This window comes from Photorhabdus australis DSM 17609 (assembly GCF_000711895.1).
Taxonomy (GTDB): domain Bacteria; phylum Pseudomonadota; class Gammaproteobacteria; order Enterobacterales; family Enterobacteriaceae; genus Photorhabdus; species Photorhabdus australis.
In genome coordinates this window covers 13,320-30,911 of sequence record NZ_JONO01000059.1, presented here as the reverse complement: position 1 = coordinate 30,911, position 17,592 = coordinate 13,320, and the positions used below count along the sequence as shown (strand labels likewise).

Sequence of the window (17,592 nt, the reverse complement as noted above, 5' to 3'; positions counted from 1 at the left end):
AACACCACTGACCTGACGTTGTTCCACGCCATTAAAAACCACCCGGAATTTCACCGACTGTAATAACAGTGATTCTAAATCAATATCGGCCCGTTTACTGACCAGAGTTAAAGACAGCGTAAATAACTGGGACAATTCCTCCTGTAAAGAAAATTCAGCGACCGCAAACGTTTTCTCCGGCAAATCGGTAACCTGACAGAGAAAGTGTAATCCATCGTTCAGCTCCGCGTTTAATAAAGTGTGGGATGCGTTCATGACATTTCCTTATTTATCAGGTTGATATTTATATTTAAACAAATCAGTGATAAGACCTTTTCAGCATTATTTTATTTTCCTTTTCATTCAGCGGAAACCATTTAGCTTTATCTGCCTCACTGATTTGTTGAAAAAATCTTTTCTGAATATTCCCAGCCTCTTTCAGATTATTTTCTGTTTCAGGGTTGAGTGACGGAATTAAATACAATTTTGTTTTGGTCGGTAATGTGGTTCTGAGTCGCACATGATTGCTTGGATTACGCTCTTCCAGCCATTCAATGACCAGCGTGATTTTACAAAAATGTACTATTTTTCCATGATGCAGATAAACTTTCCCGCTGTCGGTAAAATCTAGCAATTCAATGGGGCTAAACAGATAACCTAGCGGCCCCCAACAACGATAAAACCAGTTATCCAGATTTTTTTCCGGTGGTACAGCGAGGACCGGATCATCTTCATTCACATGGCGATAGTGAGTAATAGCTGTCAGTTCCTGTACTGCGCTGCGCGTTAATGTTCGCGGCATCCCATAGCTGTAAAGACAAGGATTATGTTCTTTCAGTTGTGCACTATGCAGCAATGCCAGTGCACCACCTAAACTATGGCCGCAAATAAATAATCTTTTGCTTGCGGCCAAATCCAAAACGTCACTAAACACTTCTTTCTTTTTATCACTAGGAATTGTTAGCTTTTCAACCAAACTAAATGCTTCCCAAAACCCTTTGTGCACTTTACCACTGTGAATAAACCCACTGCACAGGGCTTTTTCATCGCAATCTAATCCCAAAGGCTGGTACGTTGCATCCGTAACAGCATCCGTCATATTGGTTGTACCTCGCCAGCTGACAATTAAATCATGCTCGCTAGCCACATAAAACAGCTGGGTATTACCCTGTTTATTGTCCCCAGCTTTTGAATCAATAAACTCCACCCGGGTATAACGTTCACTAAACGGCACATCATAAACAATCGGGGTTGCCGACAATGTCTCTACCTTAATTTGCCCAATCGTCACATAGCGATATTGATGGCCTTCAGCTTCCGCTTTTGGTTTCACCACCGATGCCTCTTCACCACGTTTTTCCCGCAACGGATGCCTCTCCATCTCATTCGCCAGCTCCTGAGTACCGATATACAATCTCACCGGATGGGGTGGAAAGGTTTCTTCCCTGATCACACCAAAACCATCCGTTACCCCCCGACGTTCATCTCGCTGATTTCCCCGACTTCTCAACCGGTAAGGCATATTCACAATCGGCTCGCCTTGCTCATCCACCAATTGGAACTCTACCCAGTGTTTCAGGATATTCTGACAGTCTATACAATCCAATGGACCTAATTTGCTCATCAATATCACGACTCTATATCTTTAATTGCGACTACACCCAGAAATACAAGCGGTTCTCATTCCCGTAAATACAGGAAAATAATGATGACAGCCAATCGAATGACCACGCTGTTATTCTCGGTTCATCTCCGTAGATACGAAGAACAGGTACTTAGGATTATTAGGATAGATAAATGTGAGGATTTACCCGCTGACATAACAGAGCCATAATCCAATAATCCAATGTGCATTTTTTCCTTAACTGTATTTAAATAGAGTTGGCAGATAACCCTTACTAAGTTATTTTATTTTCCAGTCACCAATAGCATTGTCGCTGATATTTACCCTTCCTCCAGAATATTCAACTCCTAAAGGAGCTCTGCGGGAATAATAATGTTTCTGTCCGGGCAACAATAGACGCCAATCCGTTCTCATCCCTGTAAACACAGGGAACAGTGGTTGAAATAAATCGAATGACCGCTTTATTTATGGTTCATCTCCGTAGATACAGAGAACATATGACTGAATACTATGTACAATGGAAATATGTACAATAGAAATATGTACGTTGGAAAAAGTTAGAGTTTACCCGGTGACATAACAGAATAAAATATCCCCCATCGTTCATTATGGATGATTAATTACCTGAGGCAGAGACTTATTGTCAAGTTATTTTAGTTTTTTCTGATGAAATGACTTTATAACTGATATTCGATTTTCTGGGTATCGGTTTCAATTTGCCCATCGGGATATTCAATCCATTTGCCCTTCCATTAGTCATTGTAGAGTCAGTTTCCCTTATCCCCGCGATCATAAGCCAACACATTCATCCACCCAACTGGAACACTATTCAATGTCTTAAAATGTTCATGCAATCAATACCATCCAACGGACCTAATTTGTTCATCAATATCACTTCCCTTCTTCATGTGTGACGACATCCGGCAATATATCTCGAACATCATCTAATCTCGGTCAGTACAACACCACTAGCCATAAGAAGCCTTACCGCCTTCCATACTGCATTTTTTAGCATAATACTGCTCCCATATATAAATATTTAATCCATTATATAGTAAGGGACAAAATAAATAGATGAAAGGATAGTGCATATACCCGGTAAATAAGCGTCTGGAATAATGCTGTGTTTTTGTTCACTATTTATTAAATTGCCAGACTGATAGCATAGACTGACGGTAATTTTAAAAATGCAATCTGTAAACAGCCTTCATAGCTGGATTGCCGAAGAGGTTTTTTTACTCGTTTTATAGGATAATTAATAGATTATTGATTATTTTTATATACCCAATAGATTTCAAGATGCATCGCGACGGCAAGAGAGCGAATCCCCGGGAGCATAGAGAACTATGTGACCGGGGTGAGTGAGTGCCGCCAACAAAGAGGCAACTTGAAAGATGACGGGTATAAATACTCACAGGTCAACGGAGTAATACATGTCCAGACGGCTCAGAAGAACGAAGATCGTTACTACCCTTGGTCCGGCTACCGACCGCGATAATAACCTTGAAAAGATTATTACCGCTGGTGCAAACGTAGTCCGCCTCAACTTTTCCCACGGTACAGCAGAAGATCACATCCAGCGCGCCAATAAAGTTCGCGAAATAGCAGCCCGCCTGGGTCGCCATGTCGCTATTCTTGGCGATCTTCAGGGACCTAAAATCCGCGTATCAACTTTTAAAGAGGGCAAAATTTTCCTGAATGTCGGAGACAAATTTCTACTTGATGCCAACCTTGGCAAAGGCGAAGGCAATAAAGAGAAAGTCGGTATCGATTACAAAGGATTACCCGCTGATGTCGTACCGGGTGATATTCTGCTGCTGGATGATGGACGTGTTCAACTGAAAGTATTAGAAGTTCAGGGCATGAAAGTATTCACGGAAGTCACTGTTGGCGGCCCACTGTCTAATAATAAGGGCATCAACAAGCTAGGTGGTGGCTTATCCGCTGAAGCGCTGACCGAAAAGGATAAAGAAGATATTATTACCGCCGCCAGAATTGGTGTTGATTATCTCGCAGTCTCTTTTCCCCGCACTGGCGAAGATCTTAATTATGCCCGTCGTTTGGCGCGGGATGCCGGTTGTGAAACGCAAATCGTGGCAAAAGTTGAACGTGCAGAAGCCGTCAGCAGTGATGAAATCATTGACGAAATCATTCTGGCTTCCGATGTTGTGATGGTTGCCCGCGGTGATCTTGGCGTAGAAATCGGTGATCCAGAACTGGTTGGCGTGCAGAAAAAACTCATCCGTCGTGCACGCCAGTTGAATCGTGTGGTCATTACCGCTACCCAGATGATGGAATCCATGATCACCAATCCAATGCCTACCCGCGCAGAAGTTATGGATGTAGCAAACGCAGTTCTCGACGGCACCGACGCAGTGATGCTTTCCGCTGAAACAGCCTCAGGCCAATACCCAGCTGAAACGGTTGCCGCCATGGCTCAGGTCTGTCTGGGAGCCGAAAAAATGCCAGGACTCAATGTATCCAAACATCGGTTAGACACCATTTTCGAAAGTACCGAAGAAGCTATTGCCATGTCCACCATGTATGCAGCAAACCATCTAAAAGGTGTCAAAGCGATTATCGCACTGACCGAATCAGGTCGCACCACACGGATGATGTCACGCATTAGTTCTGGCTTGCACATCTTCTCTATGTCTCGTCATGAAAAAACATTGAATCAAACGGCGCTTTACCGTGGCGTTACACCGGTTTATTGCAGTAGTCATACTGACGGTATAACAGCAGCCAATGAAGCCATCAACCGTCTACGTGATAAAGGTTATCTGGTTTCCGGCGACCTTGTTCTGGTTACTCAAGGCGACCAGATGGGCAAAATTGGCAGTACTAACACCTGCCGTATTCTTGAAGTGGAATAAAACGTTACAACATTTCTTGCGCCAAATTTTCAGGGAATTAAGTTAGATCAAGAAGAGTGGCGCATCCCGTTTAATCCAAGGCAACTCGGCGGTAAAATAAGTTTTTACCGTCTCTTCTCTATATACCCAATAGATTTCAAGTTGCAGTGCGGCGGCAAGTGAACGCATCCCCAAGAGCATAGATAACTAGGTGACTGGGGTAAGTGAACGCAGCCAACAAAGAGGCAACTTGAAGGGCGAAAGGTATAGGGATGTTATTAATCTTTAATCACAAGGTAATAACCTGACATGTCTAAAAGAACCTATTTTTATCTTTTGGATTGAGTCATAAAAAACAGAAAAACACATTGACAATTATTCAACATAATATTACTAATTAGGCGTTGATATCAGCACTTTCCATATGGAAATAAAATATTTCCCGATAATATTTTCACTTGAAGGAAAGAAGCAGTAAGTTAATTAACCCCCGGTAAAAATAAAATGGAGATTATCATGCAAAATATTTCAGTTAATACTCAAGAAGCGTTAAATTCCCTTGCAGCATCATTCAAAGAAACGGAGCTCTCAATTACCGAGAAATCACTGAATGAATTAAGCAATAAGCCAAAGATTCCTGAAATCACCGCATGGAATTGGTCGAAGAGCTTTCAGGAAATTTAATTCTTTCAATTAAATAAGAAATTTATTGAACTTTAACCATAGGATAATCCTATGCATTCACTAGGGTTATCCTAAATAATTTCATAATGTTAATATAATAATTTGAACAATATAAGTCAACAAAGAGACAACTTGAAAGATAACAGATATAGTTGTTTAAACTCAAAATCTCACTATTGAACATAGTTAACTTTTACCACTAATATTATTAGACTTTTCCGTTTTTACATGAAAACATAATAGACCACAGTAACCCAAAAGGGTAATAACACGAAAAAAAATCAATATCGACAAAGAAAAACATTTTAGTTGGATCTTCATGTATGTTATGTGAAATACTCTAAAACTAAAATATCGATATCCAAACACGATACCCGGAAGCTTATCTTCACAATTTAATCTGCTAAGTAAGGAACGGTAGCCATAAATGAACGCTATTAACATCTCAAAATCTATGAAGCGTTTCAATATATCGGTATCGATACTCTCGGTATCAATAGCGATATTAGCCCTCTATTTACTTTCTACCGCCTTCTATTCAGATACTCAAATCGATAACTATTATCAGGACAATGGCAACCTTTACCGGGTAGAAACCACATTCAATTTGCCTAATGGAGAAAAAATAAGATCAGCAAAATCTCCTCTGCCACTCATTGATGAATTGGAAAAAAATGAAAGAATAAGTCACGTAGACTACATTTTCAAACTTAATACTACTATTGAACTACAAGGTAAGAAGATCACTAAAGTTCCTGTGTTTGCCATGAGTCATGAATTCCTGAATACCTTATCTCCCTTTAAGAAAGCAGATAACACTCTAGGAGCAAATGAGATTTATATCACAAAAGATTTCAACAACCGATATCTCGGACTGGAAGATCCTAAAGGAAAATCTATTACTCTGGATAATGAAACCTATGTCATCAAGGATATCGTAGAAAGACGTCATGATTCGAGTCTTAATATGGATGCGATTATTTCATTTAAGCCAAATCTTATAAAAGACTATAATAAAGAAATATTCAATTGGTATGATACACACGCTTATATTTTTGTAAAATTTACTGATAAAAATACAACATTTAACAAAGATGCATTTGTCAATAATATCATTGAAACAAAAGCACCCAATCTCCCAGGTGCTCCATTTACTGCCAGTGAATTTATTCATTTGTCATTAAAAAAATTAAAAGACATTCATTACCAGGATAAATTACCTGATGAAATTGCCATTGGTTTATCAAAAGAAGTCATCTATAGCTCATATATAGCATTCGCCTTCATTTTATTTGCTGCGTTAACAAACTATTATAATTTAACCTCCGCTGATTCATCAGAAAAAAGGGATATTTATCAATTGAAAAAAGCGTTGGGTGCATCGACCTTCAATATTATTTGTGATTCACTACCAATAATGCTGGTAAGAATGGTATTTTCCACTTTTATTTTCCTGGTACTTATCATAACCATATTCAATACATCCCTATATATAAAAAACCTATTCTACACTTTAGAAACAAGCCACCTGATATATCTGGGGATATTTTCTATTCTTATTGCGTTTATTCTTGTTTCATCAATACATTTTTCATTCTCATTACGTTTCTATATTTATCAGAGAAACCGAAAAATGGATATGAGATATGAATCAACCTTTTCCGCTTGGTTTAGAAAATCATCATTAGCTATCCAGTTACTTGTTTCTGGCATTTCTATTTATTTAGTCACTGGATTGGCTAATCAATATATTCATCTTGTTGATGTACATACTCCATATGATAATACCAGGACAATATCAATCACCATCAATAATGACAATAACAAGAAATTAAGTATTAATGAATTCAGCTATGATCTTACTAGAAAATATAGCACTTCAAAAATAACACTTAGTAACTGGCAGCCATTTGACATGTCAAGAGACAATGTAACTATTTATTATTCTGGCCAACAAGATATAAATAATTATATATCTTCAAATGTCATTACTGCGGACGAAAACTTTACCGATGTCTGGAAAATGAAGATATTGGCTGGTAATGATAAGCGAGTATACCAAAGCGATAACGATAATGTTGTTAACGCATTAGTCACAAGAGAGTTTTTAAAACAGAATGGAATTATCAAGTACGATGATATTTTTAACAATTATTATTGGTACACGATGGAGGGTAAAAAAGTCCAAATCAGATTTATTCAGATTCTAGAAGATTTTAATCTAGGTGCTGTAGATGAGCCATTCAAACCAATAGTAATTTTTATAAAGAATGATCAAAGTAAATATGCTTCGCTAAATATCAATAACATAAATAACCTTTCACCTGTAATTAATGAATTATTAGCACACGGATTTGATAAAAATGAAATTAATTTAACCAGTCATTTATTTGACTCTTATTATGATAATTATTTAAAAGTGATAAAATTGTCATCTGCTGTTGCTATTTTCTCGATATTATTATTGATTATAGCCTGCTTTACCACCAGCATGACTGACTTTAACTATATGAAAAGAGAGCTAAGTATCATGGAATCTATTGGTGGTTCCATTTATACAAATCTTATCCATTTTTTATCGAAAAGCGTTATTCCTATAATTGCATCAATTTTCATCGCGTATATATTAGGAAGAACTACTTTAGTTTATTTACTCGACGAATATAGTGTGATTTACACTGATTCTTTTGTATATAGTGCTCTCGCCTTATCTGCTACAATGATATTCACCGTTATTATAATGATCACGACCTATTTGGTGAATTATAGAAAATTATCTGCGACTAAATTTTTGTGAGATTAACCATGGATATAGAAATTAGAAAGAAAAGCATACACAATAAAGAGAAATTATTAATTCTTATTTTCTTCATTGCCTTTATTTCATTTGTCGTATTTATTGCTTATTATGCTATTTCATCTAAAGAAGTTTCCGTGAATGAAAATGAGGTCAGAAAATTTCGTGTCAGCAGCAAAATAGATAGTGATATTCTAAAAACAAGAGCCGTTGTTGTTCCCAATAAAAGTGTATCGATCTCAACAGAGATCGGCGGAATTGTTACTGATATAATGAAAAAACCATCACAAAATGTCTTAAAGGAAGAGGAAATAGTCAAATTATCTAATTTTAATTTCACATTGAATAATTCTGCTATGTTAGCAGACGTTACCGATAAATTAAATAACTTGATCAACATCAGAATAAACTTGCAATCTGATTATAGAGATATTAATAACAGATTCTTAGAAGCGTCAAAAGAATTAAAAGAAGCTGAAGATAAATTAAGGAGATATAATAACCTGGTAAATAAAGATTATGTTTCAAAAGAAACTATTTCTGATTTGAAGATCAAAAAAGACTATTGGCATGGAGTTTATCTATTTTACAAAAAACTGAAAAATGATAAAGATCGTGACATATCAAAACAGTTAAAAGAGATAGACGAATTTGTTGAAAAACAAAGAAGACTCGCTGAAATCATTGAGAATGGTTTTGAACAACTTTCAATAAAATCACCTATAGCAGGTAATATAAGTTCATTAGATTTAATTTTAGGTCAACGGTTAAAGCCCGGCGATAAAATAGCCATTGTTGATGATTTATCAAGTTTTTATTTTGAATCAGAGATCAACGAATATTACTTAAACAAAATAACCTACAACTCATCTGCTAATCTAGTCTATAAAAATGGAAAAACACCTTTATCTGTAAAATTGATTTCATCTGAGGTGAATAATGGAACTTTCAAAGTCAGATTTGAGCTGGAAGATAAAAAAGCACTTGACTTCAAGCGAGGCCAATCAGTTGATGTCATCATTAAACTTGATGAAGATAGGAAAATATTCTCTGTACCTTCATCTATGGTGTTTTCTATTGATAATAAGAACTATGTATTTGTTTACCATTCAGAAAAGAAAGTTGCCCAACGTGTTCAAGTCTCTATTGGTCAGGATAATGGCTCTGATATTGAGATAAAAAATGGTATTACTGAAGGGCAAATAATAGTTAGCTTTGGTAAGAATAGATTGGTTAATAATGATACCGTAAGGATTGAATAAAATGATTAGCATGATGAATGTCTGTAAATCATATAAAACGAAGTTCATTCAAACGAATGTTTTGAATGAAATAAATCTCAATATAGATAAAGGCGAATTTATTTCTGTAATGGGCGCTTCTGGATCAGGTAAATCAACATTATTGAATGTTATTGGCATGTTCGAGAAGATCGATAGTGGTCAATTGACACTGAATAATAATAATATTTTGCAGATGAAATATTCCGAGAAAATATCATTTAGACGAGAATTTATTGGATATATTTTTCAATCATTCAATCTGTTACCCAATCTAACTGTATTCGAAAATATAGAATTACCTTTGAAATATAGAGGTTTTTCTAAAAAACAGCGAAAAAATAAAGTACTTGATGCAATAAATAATTTTGGATTAGAAAACCGGGGAAATCATAAGCCGATACAATTATCTGGCGGGCAACAGCAACGTGTCGCTATCGCCAGAGCAATGATTTCAAACCCCGCTATTTTATTAGCTGATGAACCAACGGGGAATCTGGACAGCACAAATGGCCAGAATATTTTATCTTCACTTAAAGATCTGAATGAAAACGGCACAACCATCGTTATGGTTACTCACTCCGTAGAAGCGGCTGCATTTTCTGACAGAATATTAACAATGAAGGATGGCCATTTGCTTGTTTGAGCATATACCCAATAGAATTTCGAGATGCATCGCGACGGCCAGGGAGCGAATCCCCGGGAGCGCTAAGTGACCGGGGTGAGTGAGTGCAGCCAACAAAGAGGCAACTTGAAAGATAACAGGTATAAATAACATAAAGGAGTTCGTTATGGATACTATAATCCCAATAAAATATTTAGATTCAGCTGAATCATCGATTCTCAAGAAAGCACCTAAAGTTAATTATAGGCAGTTAGCGTGTAGAATTATTGGTGAAATTCCTGCCGAAAAAATATTAGATGATGATGAACTGGCCCTATATAATGAGGAAATCGGCATACAATTTAGCCCTGAAATTATCAATGCCAATAAATTGGTTGTTGTCGTTAAAGCTACAAGGCTTTGCAATTTGCGGTGTACTTATTGTCATTCTTGGGCAGAAGGAAAAGGGAATACCTTAACGTTTTTTAACTTGATGCGCTCGATTCACCGTTTCTTATCCATACCCAATATAAAGCGATTCGAATTCGTCTGGCACGGTGGTGAAGTCACTTTATTAAATGTTAATTATTTTAAGAAATTAATCTGGTTGCAGGAGAAATTTAAGAAACCAGATCAAGTTATCACTAATTCGGTACAAACCAATGCCGTCAATATTCCCGAAGATTGGTTGGTATTCCTTAAAGGTATCGGAATGGGAGTCGGTATAAGCGTTGACGGTATTCCAGAAATACACGATAGCAGAAGATTAGATTATCGAGGAAGGCCAACATCTCATAAAGTTGCCGCGGGTATGAAGAAATTAAGAAGTTATGGTATACCTTACGGTGCATTGGTTGTCGTCGATAGAGATGTTTACGAATCAAATATCGAGAAAATGCTCTCTTATTTTTACGAAATTGGTTTAACGGATATCGAATTTCTGAATATTGTACCAGATAACCGGTGTCAGCCAGGTGATGATCCTGGAGGAAGTTATATAACCTACCATAATTATATCAATTTCCTTTCTAAGGTTTTCCGGGTTTGGTGGGATGGTTACAAAGGTAAAATAAATATTCGTCTGTTTGATGGATTTATTGACAGTATTAAATCATCTCAAAAGAAAATATCAGATTGTTATTGGGCTGGTAACTGTTCTCAGGAAATCATTACACTGGAACCTAATGGTACTGTATCAGCATGTGACAAATATGTTGGTGCCGAAGGGAATAATTATGGTTCAATTATCGATAATGATCTTGGGAATTTATTAACTAAATCAGGTACAAATAAAAATCATCTTATAGAGGAGAGGGAATCCTACGAAAAAATGTATCAATGCAAATGGTTTCATTTATGTAATGGCGGATGCCCTCACGATAGAGTGACTAACAGGAAGCATAATCCAAACTATGATGGTTCATGCTGTGGAACCGGCGGTTTGTTAGAGACAATAAAACAAACCATTGCCACATAAATGTTGTCCTGATATTTCATTAAGTGTAAGTAAAATGCTTCATCATAAAACCCCCTAATTACTGGATATTATATCCAGCATTAGGGGTACAATTTAAATTTTCAAACTGTAATTATGACTTGTGATTAAAATTATAGATCTTCTCTATTATACGGCTCAATATCACCCTGTTTCCGGGTCTTAAGTAATTTAAGTATCCAGGTATATTGTTCAGGATTTGGTCGCACTAATTGTTCTAATTCTTCATTCATCCGGCGAGCAATAAAAGCATCATCTTTGCCATCAATATCATCCATTGGTGGACGAATATAAATATCAAGCTGGTGAGTACGGTAATTATAAACCGGAAATAAGGGAACAATAGACGCACGACAAACTTTCATCAATCGCCCAATTGCCGGTAACGTTGCTTTATAAGTTGCAAAGAAATCAACAAATTCACTATGTTCTTCACCATGATCCTGATCAGGAAGGTAATATCCCCAGAAACCCTGGCGAACAGTGGCGATAAAAGGCTTAATTCCAGCATCACGAGAATGTAAACGACCACCAAAGTGATAGCGAGCTTTATTCCACAAATAATCTGATACTGGGTTGCTTTGATGATGAAACATAGCCGAGACTTTCTGTCCACCTGCCGCCAACAACATCGCAGGAATATCCACAGCCCAGCCATGAGGAACCATGAAAATAACGTTTTTCCCCTGCTCTTTCAGTTGAAGAATAATCTCTTCACCATGCCAATGAGTCCGGCTGAATGTTGATTTTGTACCACGTAAACAAAGCTCAGCTAGCATGACAAAAGGTTGAGGCGCGGTAGAAAACATTTCATCAATCAATGCTTCGCGCTGTTGTTCAGTCAGTCCCGGCATACAGTAACACAGGTTTATTCTCGCTCTACGACGTGCCCCTTTTGCAAGCCTGCCAGCTAGCCTGCCTATTTTTGCCAACAAAGGATCTCGCAGTTTAACCGGGAGGTAAGCCAGCCCAGCTAACATCCCCACTCCCGCCCATATTCCCCAGTAACGAGGATGCAGGTAGGATTTATGAAATGTCGGCACATACCCCACTTTACTGTCTGTATCTGTCTCTTTATGCATGAGCTAACTCTTTAAAACAAAACGATAATTTGCCATTTTAGTACTGAGATTTATATCAACAAATGTCAACATATCTCGTTTTGCAATACAAAACGACAGCGGATGATATCAATCATCCGCTGTAAAGTCTGTTATTTATGATCAGTTAAACTCAATCTAGCAAAAGCTGAGGTGTCACCTCTTTCACCGTCGCCAGGAATTCTGTGCGCTCTTTACCACTCAAACCACCAGAACGCGGCAATTTCGCGGTTAATGGATTGACTGCCTGCTGATTAATCCAGAATTCATAGTGCAAATGAGGGCCAGTAGAACGACCAGTACTACCGGACAATGCGATACGATCACCGCGTTTTACTTTCTGCCCAGGTTTCACTAATAGTTTTCTCAGGTGCATATAGCGGGTGGTATATTGGCGGCCATGACGGATAGCAATAAAGTTACCTGCTGCCCCATTATATTTAGCGACAATAACCTCACCATCACCTACCGCTAAAACCGGTGTTCCCACCGGCATAGCAAAATCTACACCTTTATGTGGCGCAACCCGACCAGTCACCGGATTCACACGCCGAGGATTAAATTGGGAAGAGACGCGGAATTGTTTAGTTGTTGGAAAACGCAAAAAGCCGCGTTCAAGACCAGACGCTTCTCGATCATAAAAACGACCGTCTTCCGCACGAATTGCATAATAATCTTTACCACCGCTATTTAGACGAACACCAAGTAACTGACTTTGTTCACTGCGACCATCCAATATTTCTCGGGAAAGTAATACAGAGAAACGATCGCCTTTGCGCAATTTACGCAAATCTATTTGCCATTGCAGTGCCTTGGTGACTTCACGTGCTTCACTACTGGTTAAGCCCGCATCTAAAGCACTGCTGGTAAAGTTATTATCAACAACACCTACAATAACGCTGTTTTTCCATTCCCCTTTCTGAAATTCTTTCGTTTCTTTAAACACATTGCCTTCACGGGTATAAATGCGGGTTTCTCGACGGGAAACATCCCAAGTCAGACTTTGCAAGTCACCCGCTTCATTTACTGTCCATGACAATGGCTGTCCGATATTAAGCCCCCGTAACACACGGTGTTGATTAGCCAGTAATGCCACATCAGAAGAGTCGATACCAAATTGAGTCAGAATACTGCTGAGCGTGTCACCGTCAGAGACAATATATTCATGCGGAGTTTGTGCGGTCGCTTCCGAATTGGTTTCCTCATCAGGAATTCCTTCATCCGGCAATTGCTCATTACTATCCGCAATAATTTCATCGGTATTTGCTGCGGAAGTATTGATAGCAATGCTACCCGTTGTAATTTCTTTTTGTTCATGATGATAAGCAATTGGCTGCCACATCGTGACAACCAATGTTGCTGCAGTCAACGAACCAAGCATAATCTTATGCGGTCGCGGTAACTCCCTATACACCAGAACGATAGTTTTAACTATCTGTTGCACTAATAGAATTCCTTATTACTCTAATTCAGGCAACCTGCGTACTGTTCTGACAACTGAGTTATAAATTTCATATAGCTGTCCTTATCCAATACAATGCGGCTTCCTAACGGGTCTAAAGTGCCCATACGCACCCCCGTATCCTTCGCGACAACATTTATAACGGTCGGCCTGAATTGTGGCTCAGCAAAAATACAGGTTGCTTTTTGCTCAACCAATTGTGTTCGTATGTGATGTAACTTTTGTGCGCCAGGTTGTATTTCAGGGTTAATCGTAAAATGCCCTAGTGGAGTCAGGCCATAATGCTGTTCGAAATAGCCATAAGCATCGTGAAAAACAAAATACCCCTTACCACGCACCGATTTAAGAATATTAGCAATATTTTTGTCAGTTTGCGTAAGTTGGGCGTTGAATTTACGTAGGTTTACGTCCAGTGCAGCTTTTTTATTCGGATAGTGTATCAGTAATTGGTCATGAATCGCCTGAGCGGCCTGTTTCACTATTTTTGGCGACAGCCAGATATGCATATTATATTCGCCATGAGAATGATGTTCATGACCGTCGCCGTCTTCATGTTTATGCTGATCCGGTTCATGTAAATCTTCATCATTTTTCAGCAATAATGGTTTAATCGTCGGCAATTGTGCTAAAGCCAGCTGTTTATCCTGTGGAACTTTGGCTAACGGTTTAGACAAAAAAACTTCCATCTCAGGGCCAACCCACACAACTAAATCTGCCTGATTAATTTTCTTAAGATCAGACGGTTTCAATGCATAATCATGCGGTGATGCACCATCAGGTAACAGTACCTGTGTATCAGTGATCCCATCTGTTATTGCAGCAGCAATAAAACCCAACGGGCGAATTGATGTTACGACATCAGCACTGGCTGATTGTATTGTTGCCGATATTAAAACAGTAGCAATCGCTGCTTTGCAGAAAAATTTATGCGTCAGTTTATATGATTTGTGTAACATAATGTAAATATCTCGTGGACAGAAGCAAGAATTGTTATATTATAACATCTCAATGTTCACGCAAGATATATTTAGCATGTCTACACTTATCGCTTTAAAAAATGTTGCCGTTACCTTTGGCAATCATCAGGTACTAAACAATATTTCCCTTGGCTTACAACAAGGGAATATCCTGACTTTGTTAGGGCCTAATGGTGCCGGTAAATCAACATTAGTTCGTGTTGTTCTGGGACTTATTGAGCCATCATTCGGTACCATTGAACGCACCGATGGGTTAAGAATCGGCTATGTTCCACAGAAGTTGCATCTTGACCCCACCCTGCCACTCACAGTCAAACGCTTTATGATGTTGAAACCCAGTGTGAAATCTGCCGATCTCTTGCCAGCACTTGAGCGCGTCAAAGCTGCTCATCTCTTGCAGCAACCTATGCAAAAATTATCCGGCGGAGAAAGCCAACGGGTTTTATTAGCCAGAGCGCTATTAAATAAACCCCAGTTATTAGTGCTTGATGAACCAACACAAGGAGTCGATGTTAATGGCCAATTAGCGCTCTATGATTTAATCAATCAAATCAGAACTGAATTGAATTGTGCTGTACTGATGGTCTCCCATGATTTGCATCTGGTGATGGCGAAAACAGACGAAGTTTTATGTCTTAATCAACACATTTGCTGTTCAGGTACACCTGACGTCGTTTCTATTCACCCTGAATTTATCGCTATGTTTGGTCACCATGGCGCCAAACAATTAGCAGTATATCGACATCAGCATAATCATCATCATGATCTGAAAGGGGAAATTATTTTGGAAAATAGCAGGGAATGTGCCACTGATGCTTGAATTATTACTTCCCGGTTGGCTGGCAGGAATATTATTAGCCATTGCTGCTGGGCCATTAGGCTCATTTGTTGTCTGGCGCAGAATGTCTTACTTTGGCGATACCCTGGCTCATGCCTCATTATTAGGCGTTGCTTTCGGATTATTGCTAAATATTAATCCTTTTTACGCGGTTATCGCTGTCACATTAATATTAGCAATCATTCTGGTCTGGCTGGAAAAACGCCCTCAGCTGGCAATCGATACTTTATTGGGGATCATGGCCCACAGCGCACTGTCATTAGGATTAGTGGTTGTCAGTTTAATGTCTAATGTACGAGTTGATTTGATGGCTTATCTGTTTGGTGACTTACTGTCAGTCACTTATGCAGATATTTGGCTGATTGTGATCGGTGTCGCTATTGTTATCACATTGCTGTTTTGGCAGTGGAACGCCCTGCTTTCGATGACCGTTAGCCAAGAAATGGCGTTCGTCGATGGTATCAAAATACAGCGGTTAAGAGTGCTGTTAATGCTGGTAACTGCGTTAACCATTGGCCTGGCAATGAAGTTTGTCGGCGCTCTGATTATTACCTCCCTGCTGATTATTCCAGCCGCTACGGCCCGCCGTTTTGCCCGTACACCTGAGCAAATGGCAGGTATCGCTATTGCAACAGGTATTGTCGCCGTCACTGGCGGATTAACTTTTTCTGCCTTTTACGACACCCCAGCCGGGCCTTCTGTTGTTCTGTGCTCTGCGGTATTATTTATTATCAGCCTGATCAGTAAAGCAAGAAACTAATCTACTGCACTTATACCCGTTATCTTTCAAGTTGCCGCTTTGTTGGCGGCAATCACTCCCCCCGATCACTGCTGGCTTTTAAAAGAAAAACAGGAATGGGATGCTCCTATAAGGCGTTTCTGGTCCCATTATTCTTGATCTTTAACCATACCAAAATGACGATAAGCATGATTGGTAGCAATTCGTCCACGAGAAGTACGCTGAATAAAACCTTGCTGGATCAGGAACGGTTCTAACACATCCTCAATGGTTTCCCGCTCTTCGCCTATGGCAGCAGCAAGGTTATCCACTCCAACCGGCCCCCCCATAAATTTATCAATGATGGCAATCAGTAACTTACGATCCAAATAATCAAAACCCGCAGAGTCTACACTCAGCATATCTAGCGCCCTGGTAGCAATATCAACATCAATAGCACCATTCCCTTTTACCTGAGCAAAATCACGCACCCGACGTAATAAACGGTTTGTAATGCGCGGCGTTCCACGAGAACGCATAGCAACCTGCCGCGCACCATCGTTAGTAATATCAACCCCCATAAAACGAGCGCTGCGGGAGACAATACTTTGCAAATCATCCACGTTATAAAATTCAAGACGCTGCACAATACCAAAACGATCACGCAGTGGTGAGGTTAGCGAGCCTGCGCGGGTAGTAGCGCCAATCAAGGTAAAAGGTGGCAAGTCAATTTTTATCGAACGAGCGGCAGGCCCTTCACCAATCATAATATCCAGTTGATAGTCCTCCATCGCCGGATAGAGAATCTCTTCCACTACCGGAGACAAACGGTGGATTTCATCAATAAACAGCACATCGTGAGGTTCAAGGTTCGTCAACATTGCCGCCAGATCACCCGCCTTTTCCAAAACAGGGCCAGAAGTTGTGCGAAGATTAACGCCCATCTCATTAGCAACAATATTCGCTAGCGTGGTTTTCCCTAATCCCGGCGGGCCAAAAATCAGCAGATGGTCAAGAGCATCACCCCGCTGCCTGGCAGCCTGAATAAAAATTTCCATCTGCTCACAGACTTGCGGTTGCCCAACATATTCAGACAACAATTTAGGTCTGATAGCCCGGTCAATGGCTTCATCGTCTTGCAAAACTTCCGCAGAAACCAGACGGTCAGCTTCAATCATG

Annotated in this window: 14 protein-coding genes and 1 pseudogene; 8 read left to right on the top strand and 7 right to left on the bottom strand. The window is 39.2% G+C overall.

From position 1 onward, the window contains the following. Nucleotides 1-255 (bottom strand): contractile injection system protein, VgrG/Pvc8 family (locus BO26_RS15200; RefSeq protein WP_036772816.1); only part of this gene is annotated, 255 nt, incomplete at its 3' end. An 82-nt stretch (nucleotides 256-337) separates the two neighbouring features. Further along, nucleotides 338-1,603 (bottom strand): annotated as a pseudogene (locus tag BO26_RS15195) (lipase family protein); the annotation flags it as partial. A 1,433-nt stretch (nucleotides 1,604-3,036) separates the two neighbouring features. On the opposite strand from BO26_RS15195, the gene pyk reads away from it, so the two are divergent. After that, a complete protein-coding gene (gene pyk, locus BO26_RS15190) occupies nucleotides 3,037-4,479 on the top strand; it encodes a pyruvate kinase (RefSeq protein WP_036772814.1) in 1,443 nt (480 codons plus the stop codon). 42 nt (nucleotides 4,480-4,521) lie between these two features. Here the strand turns inward: pyk and BO26_RS24920 are convergent, their stop codons facing one another. Next, the gene (locus BO26_RS24920; RefSeq protein ID WP_477707039.1) at nucleotides 4,522-4,647 is read right to left on the bottom strand and encodes a hypothetical protein; all 126 of its coding nucleotides are present in this window, start codon (nucleotides 4,645-4,647) and stop codon (nucleotides 4,522-4,524) included. A 327-nt stretch (nucleotides 4,648-4,974) separates the two neighbouring features. Here BO26_RS24920 and darA-a point away from each other — a divergent pair, with 327 nt between their 5' ends. The 5 genes from darA-a to darE all read left to right on the top strand — a co-directional run bounded on the left by darA-a (nucleotide 4,975) and on the right by darE (nucleotide 11,300). Next, entirely contained in the window at nucleotides 4,975-5,142 is a 168-nt protein-coding gene (gene darA-a, locus BO26_RS23525) for a peptide antibiotic darobactin A (protein ID WP_157835564.1), read from the top strand. 427 nt (nucleotides 5,143-5,569) lie between these two features. Further along, nucleotides 5,570-7,939, top strand: a complete 2,370-nt coding sequence (darB, locus tag BO26_RS15185; RefSeq protein ID WP_036772811.1) for a darobactin export ABC transporter permease subunit — start codon at nucleotides 5,570-5,572, stop codon at nucleotides 7,937-7,939. 8 nt (nucleotides 7,940-7,947) lie between these two features. Next, on the top strand, nucleotides 7,948-9,201 hold the full coding sequence (gene darC / locus BO26_RS15180) for a darobactin export ABC transporter periplasmic adaptor subunit (RefSeq protein ID WP_036772808.1): 1,254 nt from the start codon (nucleotides 7,948-7,950) through the stop codon (nucleotides 9,199-9,201). A 1-nt stretch (nucleotide 9,202) separates the two neighbouring features. Continuing rightward, nucleotides 9,203-9,865 carry a darobactin export ABC transporter ATP-binding protein gene (gene darD / locus BO26_RS15175; RefSeq protein WP_036772806.1) on the top strand — a complete coding sequence of 221 codons (663 nt, stop codon included), beginning with the start codon at nucleotides 9,203-9,205 and terminating at the stop codon, nucleotides 9,863-9,865. Between the two features lie 145 nt (nucleotides 9,866-10,010). Beyond that, on the top strand, nucleotides 10,011-11,300 hold the full coding sequence (gene darE / locus BO26_RS15170) for a darobactin maturation radical SAM/SPASM protein DarE (protein ID WP_036772804.1): 1,290 nt from the start codon (nucleotides 10,011-10,013) through the stop codon (nucleotides 11,298-11,300). A 131-nt stretch (nucleotides 11,301-11,431) separates the two neighbouring features. On the opposite strand, the gene lpxM is transcribed toward darE, so the two are convergent. The 3 genes from lpxM to znuA all read right to left on the bottom strand — a co-directional run bounded on the left by lpxM (nucleotide 11,432) and on the right by znuA (nucleotide 14,836). After that, complete coding sequence (gene lpxM, locus BO26_RS15165) at nucleotides 11,432-12,400, bottom strand: lauroyl-Kdo(2)-lipid IV(A) myristoyltransferase (RefSeq protein ID WP_036772803.1); 969 nt, start codon at nucleotides 12,398-12,400, stop codon at nucleotides 11,432-11,434. A 151-nt stretch (nucleotides 12,401-12,551) separates the two neighbouring features. Further along, nucleotides 12,552-13,862: a murein DD-endopeptidase MepM gene (mepM, locus tag BO26_RS15160; protein ID WP_036772801.1), complete on the bottom strand. Its 1,311-nt coding sequence runs from the start codon at nucleotides 13,860-13,862 to the stop codon at nucleotides 12,552-12,554. 20 nt (nucleotides 13,863-13,882) lie between these two features. Continuing rightward, nucleotides 13,883-14,836 carry a zinc ABC transporter substrate-binding protein ZnuA gene (gene znuA / locus BO26_RS15155; protein ID WP_036772800.1) on the bottom strand — a complete coding sequence of 318 codons (954 nt, stop codon included), beginning with the start codon at nucleotides 14,834-14,836 and terminating at the stop codon, nucleotides 13,883-13,885. A 76-nt stretch (nucleotides 14,837-14,912) separates the two neighbouring features. Between znuA and znuC the strand changes: the two genes are divergently transcribed. Together znuC and znuB are read left to right on the top strand one after the other, a co-directional pair. Further along, nucleotides 14,913-15,677, top strand: a complete 765-nt coding sequence (znuC, locus tag BO26_RS15150; RefSeq protein ID WP_036772798.1) for a zinc ABC transporter ATP-binding protein ZnuC — start codon at nucleotides 14,913-14,915, stop codon at nucleotides 15,675-15,677. Beyond that, nucleotides 15,670-16,455: a zinc ABC transporter permease subunit ZnuB gene (gene znuB, locus BO26_RS15145; protein ID WP_036772797.1), complete on the top strand. Its 786-nt coding sequence runs from the start codon at nucleotides 15,670-15,672 to the stop codon at nucleotides 16,453-16,455. Before znuC ends, znuB begins: the two co-directional genes overlap by 8 nt. Nucleotides 16,456-16,583: 128 nt before the next feature. Here the strand turns inward: znuB and ruvB are convergent, their stop codons facing one another. Beyond that, nucleotides 16,584-17,591 carry a Holliday junction branch migration DNA helicase RuvB gene (ruvB, locus tag BO26_RS15140; protein WP_036772796.1) on the bottom strand — a complete coding sequence of 336 codons (1,008 nt, stop codon included), beginning with the start codon at nucleotides 17,589-17,591 and terminating at the stop codon, nucleotides 16,584-16,586. Nucleotide 17,592: the final 1 nt, after the last annotated feature.

Coding starts and splice junctions, on each gene's coding strand:
- pyk (WP_036772814.1), top strand. CDS start 3,037: ATGTCCAGACGGCTCAGAAGAACGAAGATCGTTACTACCCTTGGTCCG.
- BO26_RS24920 (WP_477707039.1), bottom strand. CDS start 4,647: ATGCGTTCACTTGCCGCCGCACTGCAACTTGAAATCTATTGGGTATAT.
- darA-a (WP_157835564.1), top strand. CDS start 4,975: ATGCAAAATATTTCAGTTAATACTCAAGAAGCGTTAAATTCCCTTGCA.
- darB (WP_036772811.1), top strand. CDS start 5,570: ATGAACGCTATTAACATCTCAAAATCTATGAAGCGTTTCAATATATCG.
- darC (WP_036772808.1), top strand. CDS start 7,948: ATGGATATAGAAATTAGAAAGAAAAGCATACACAATAAAGAGAAATTA.
- darD (WP_036772806.1), top strand. CDS start 9,203: ATGATTAGCATGATGAATGTCTGTAAATCATATAAAACGAAGTTCATT.
- darE (WP_036772804.1), top strand. CDS start 10,011: ATGGATACTATAATCCCAATAAAATATTTAGATTCAGCTGAATCATCG.
- lpxM (WP_036772803.1), bottom strand. CDS start 12,400: ATGCATAAAGAGACAGATACAGACAGTAAAGTGGGGTATGTGCCGACA.
- znuA (WP_036772800.1), bottom strand. CDS start 14,836: ATGTTACACAAATCATATAAACTGACGCATAAATTTTTCTGCAAAGCA.
- znuC (WP_036772798.1), top strand. CDS start 14,913: ATGTCTACACTTATCGCTTTAAAAAATGTTGCCGTTACCTTTGGCAAT.
- znuB (WP_036772797.1), top strand. CDS start 15,670: ATGCTTGAATTATTACTTCCCGGTTGGCTGGCAGGAATATTATTAGCC.
- ruvB (WP_036772796.1), bottom strand. CDS start 17,591: ATGATTGAAGCTGACCGTCTGGTTTCTGCGGAAGTTTTGCAAGACGAT.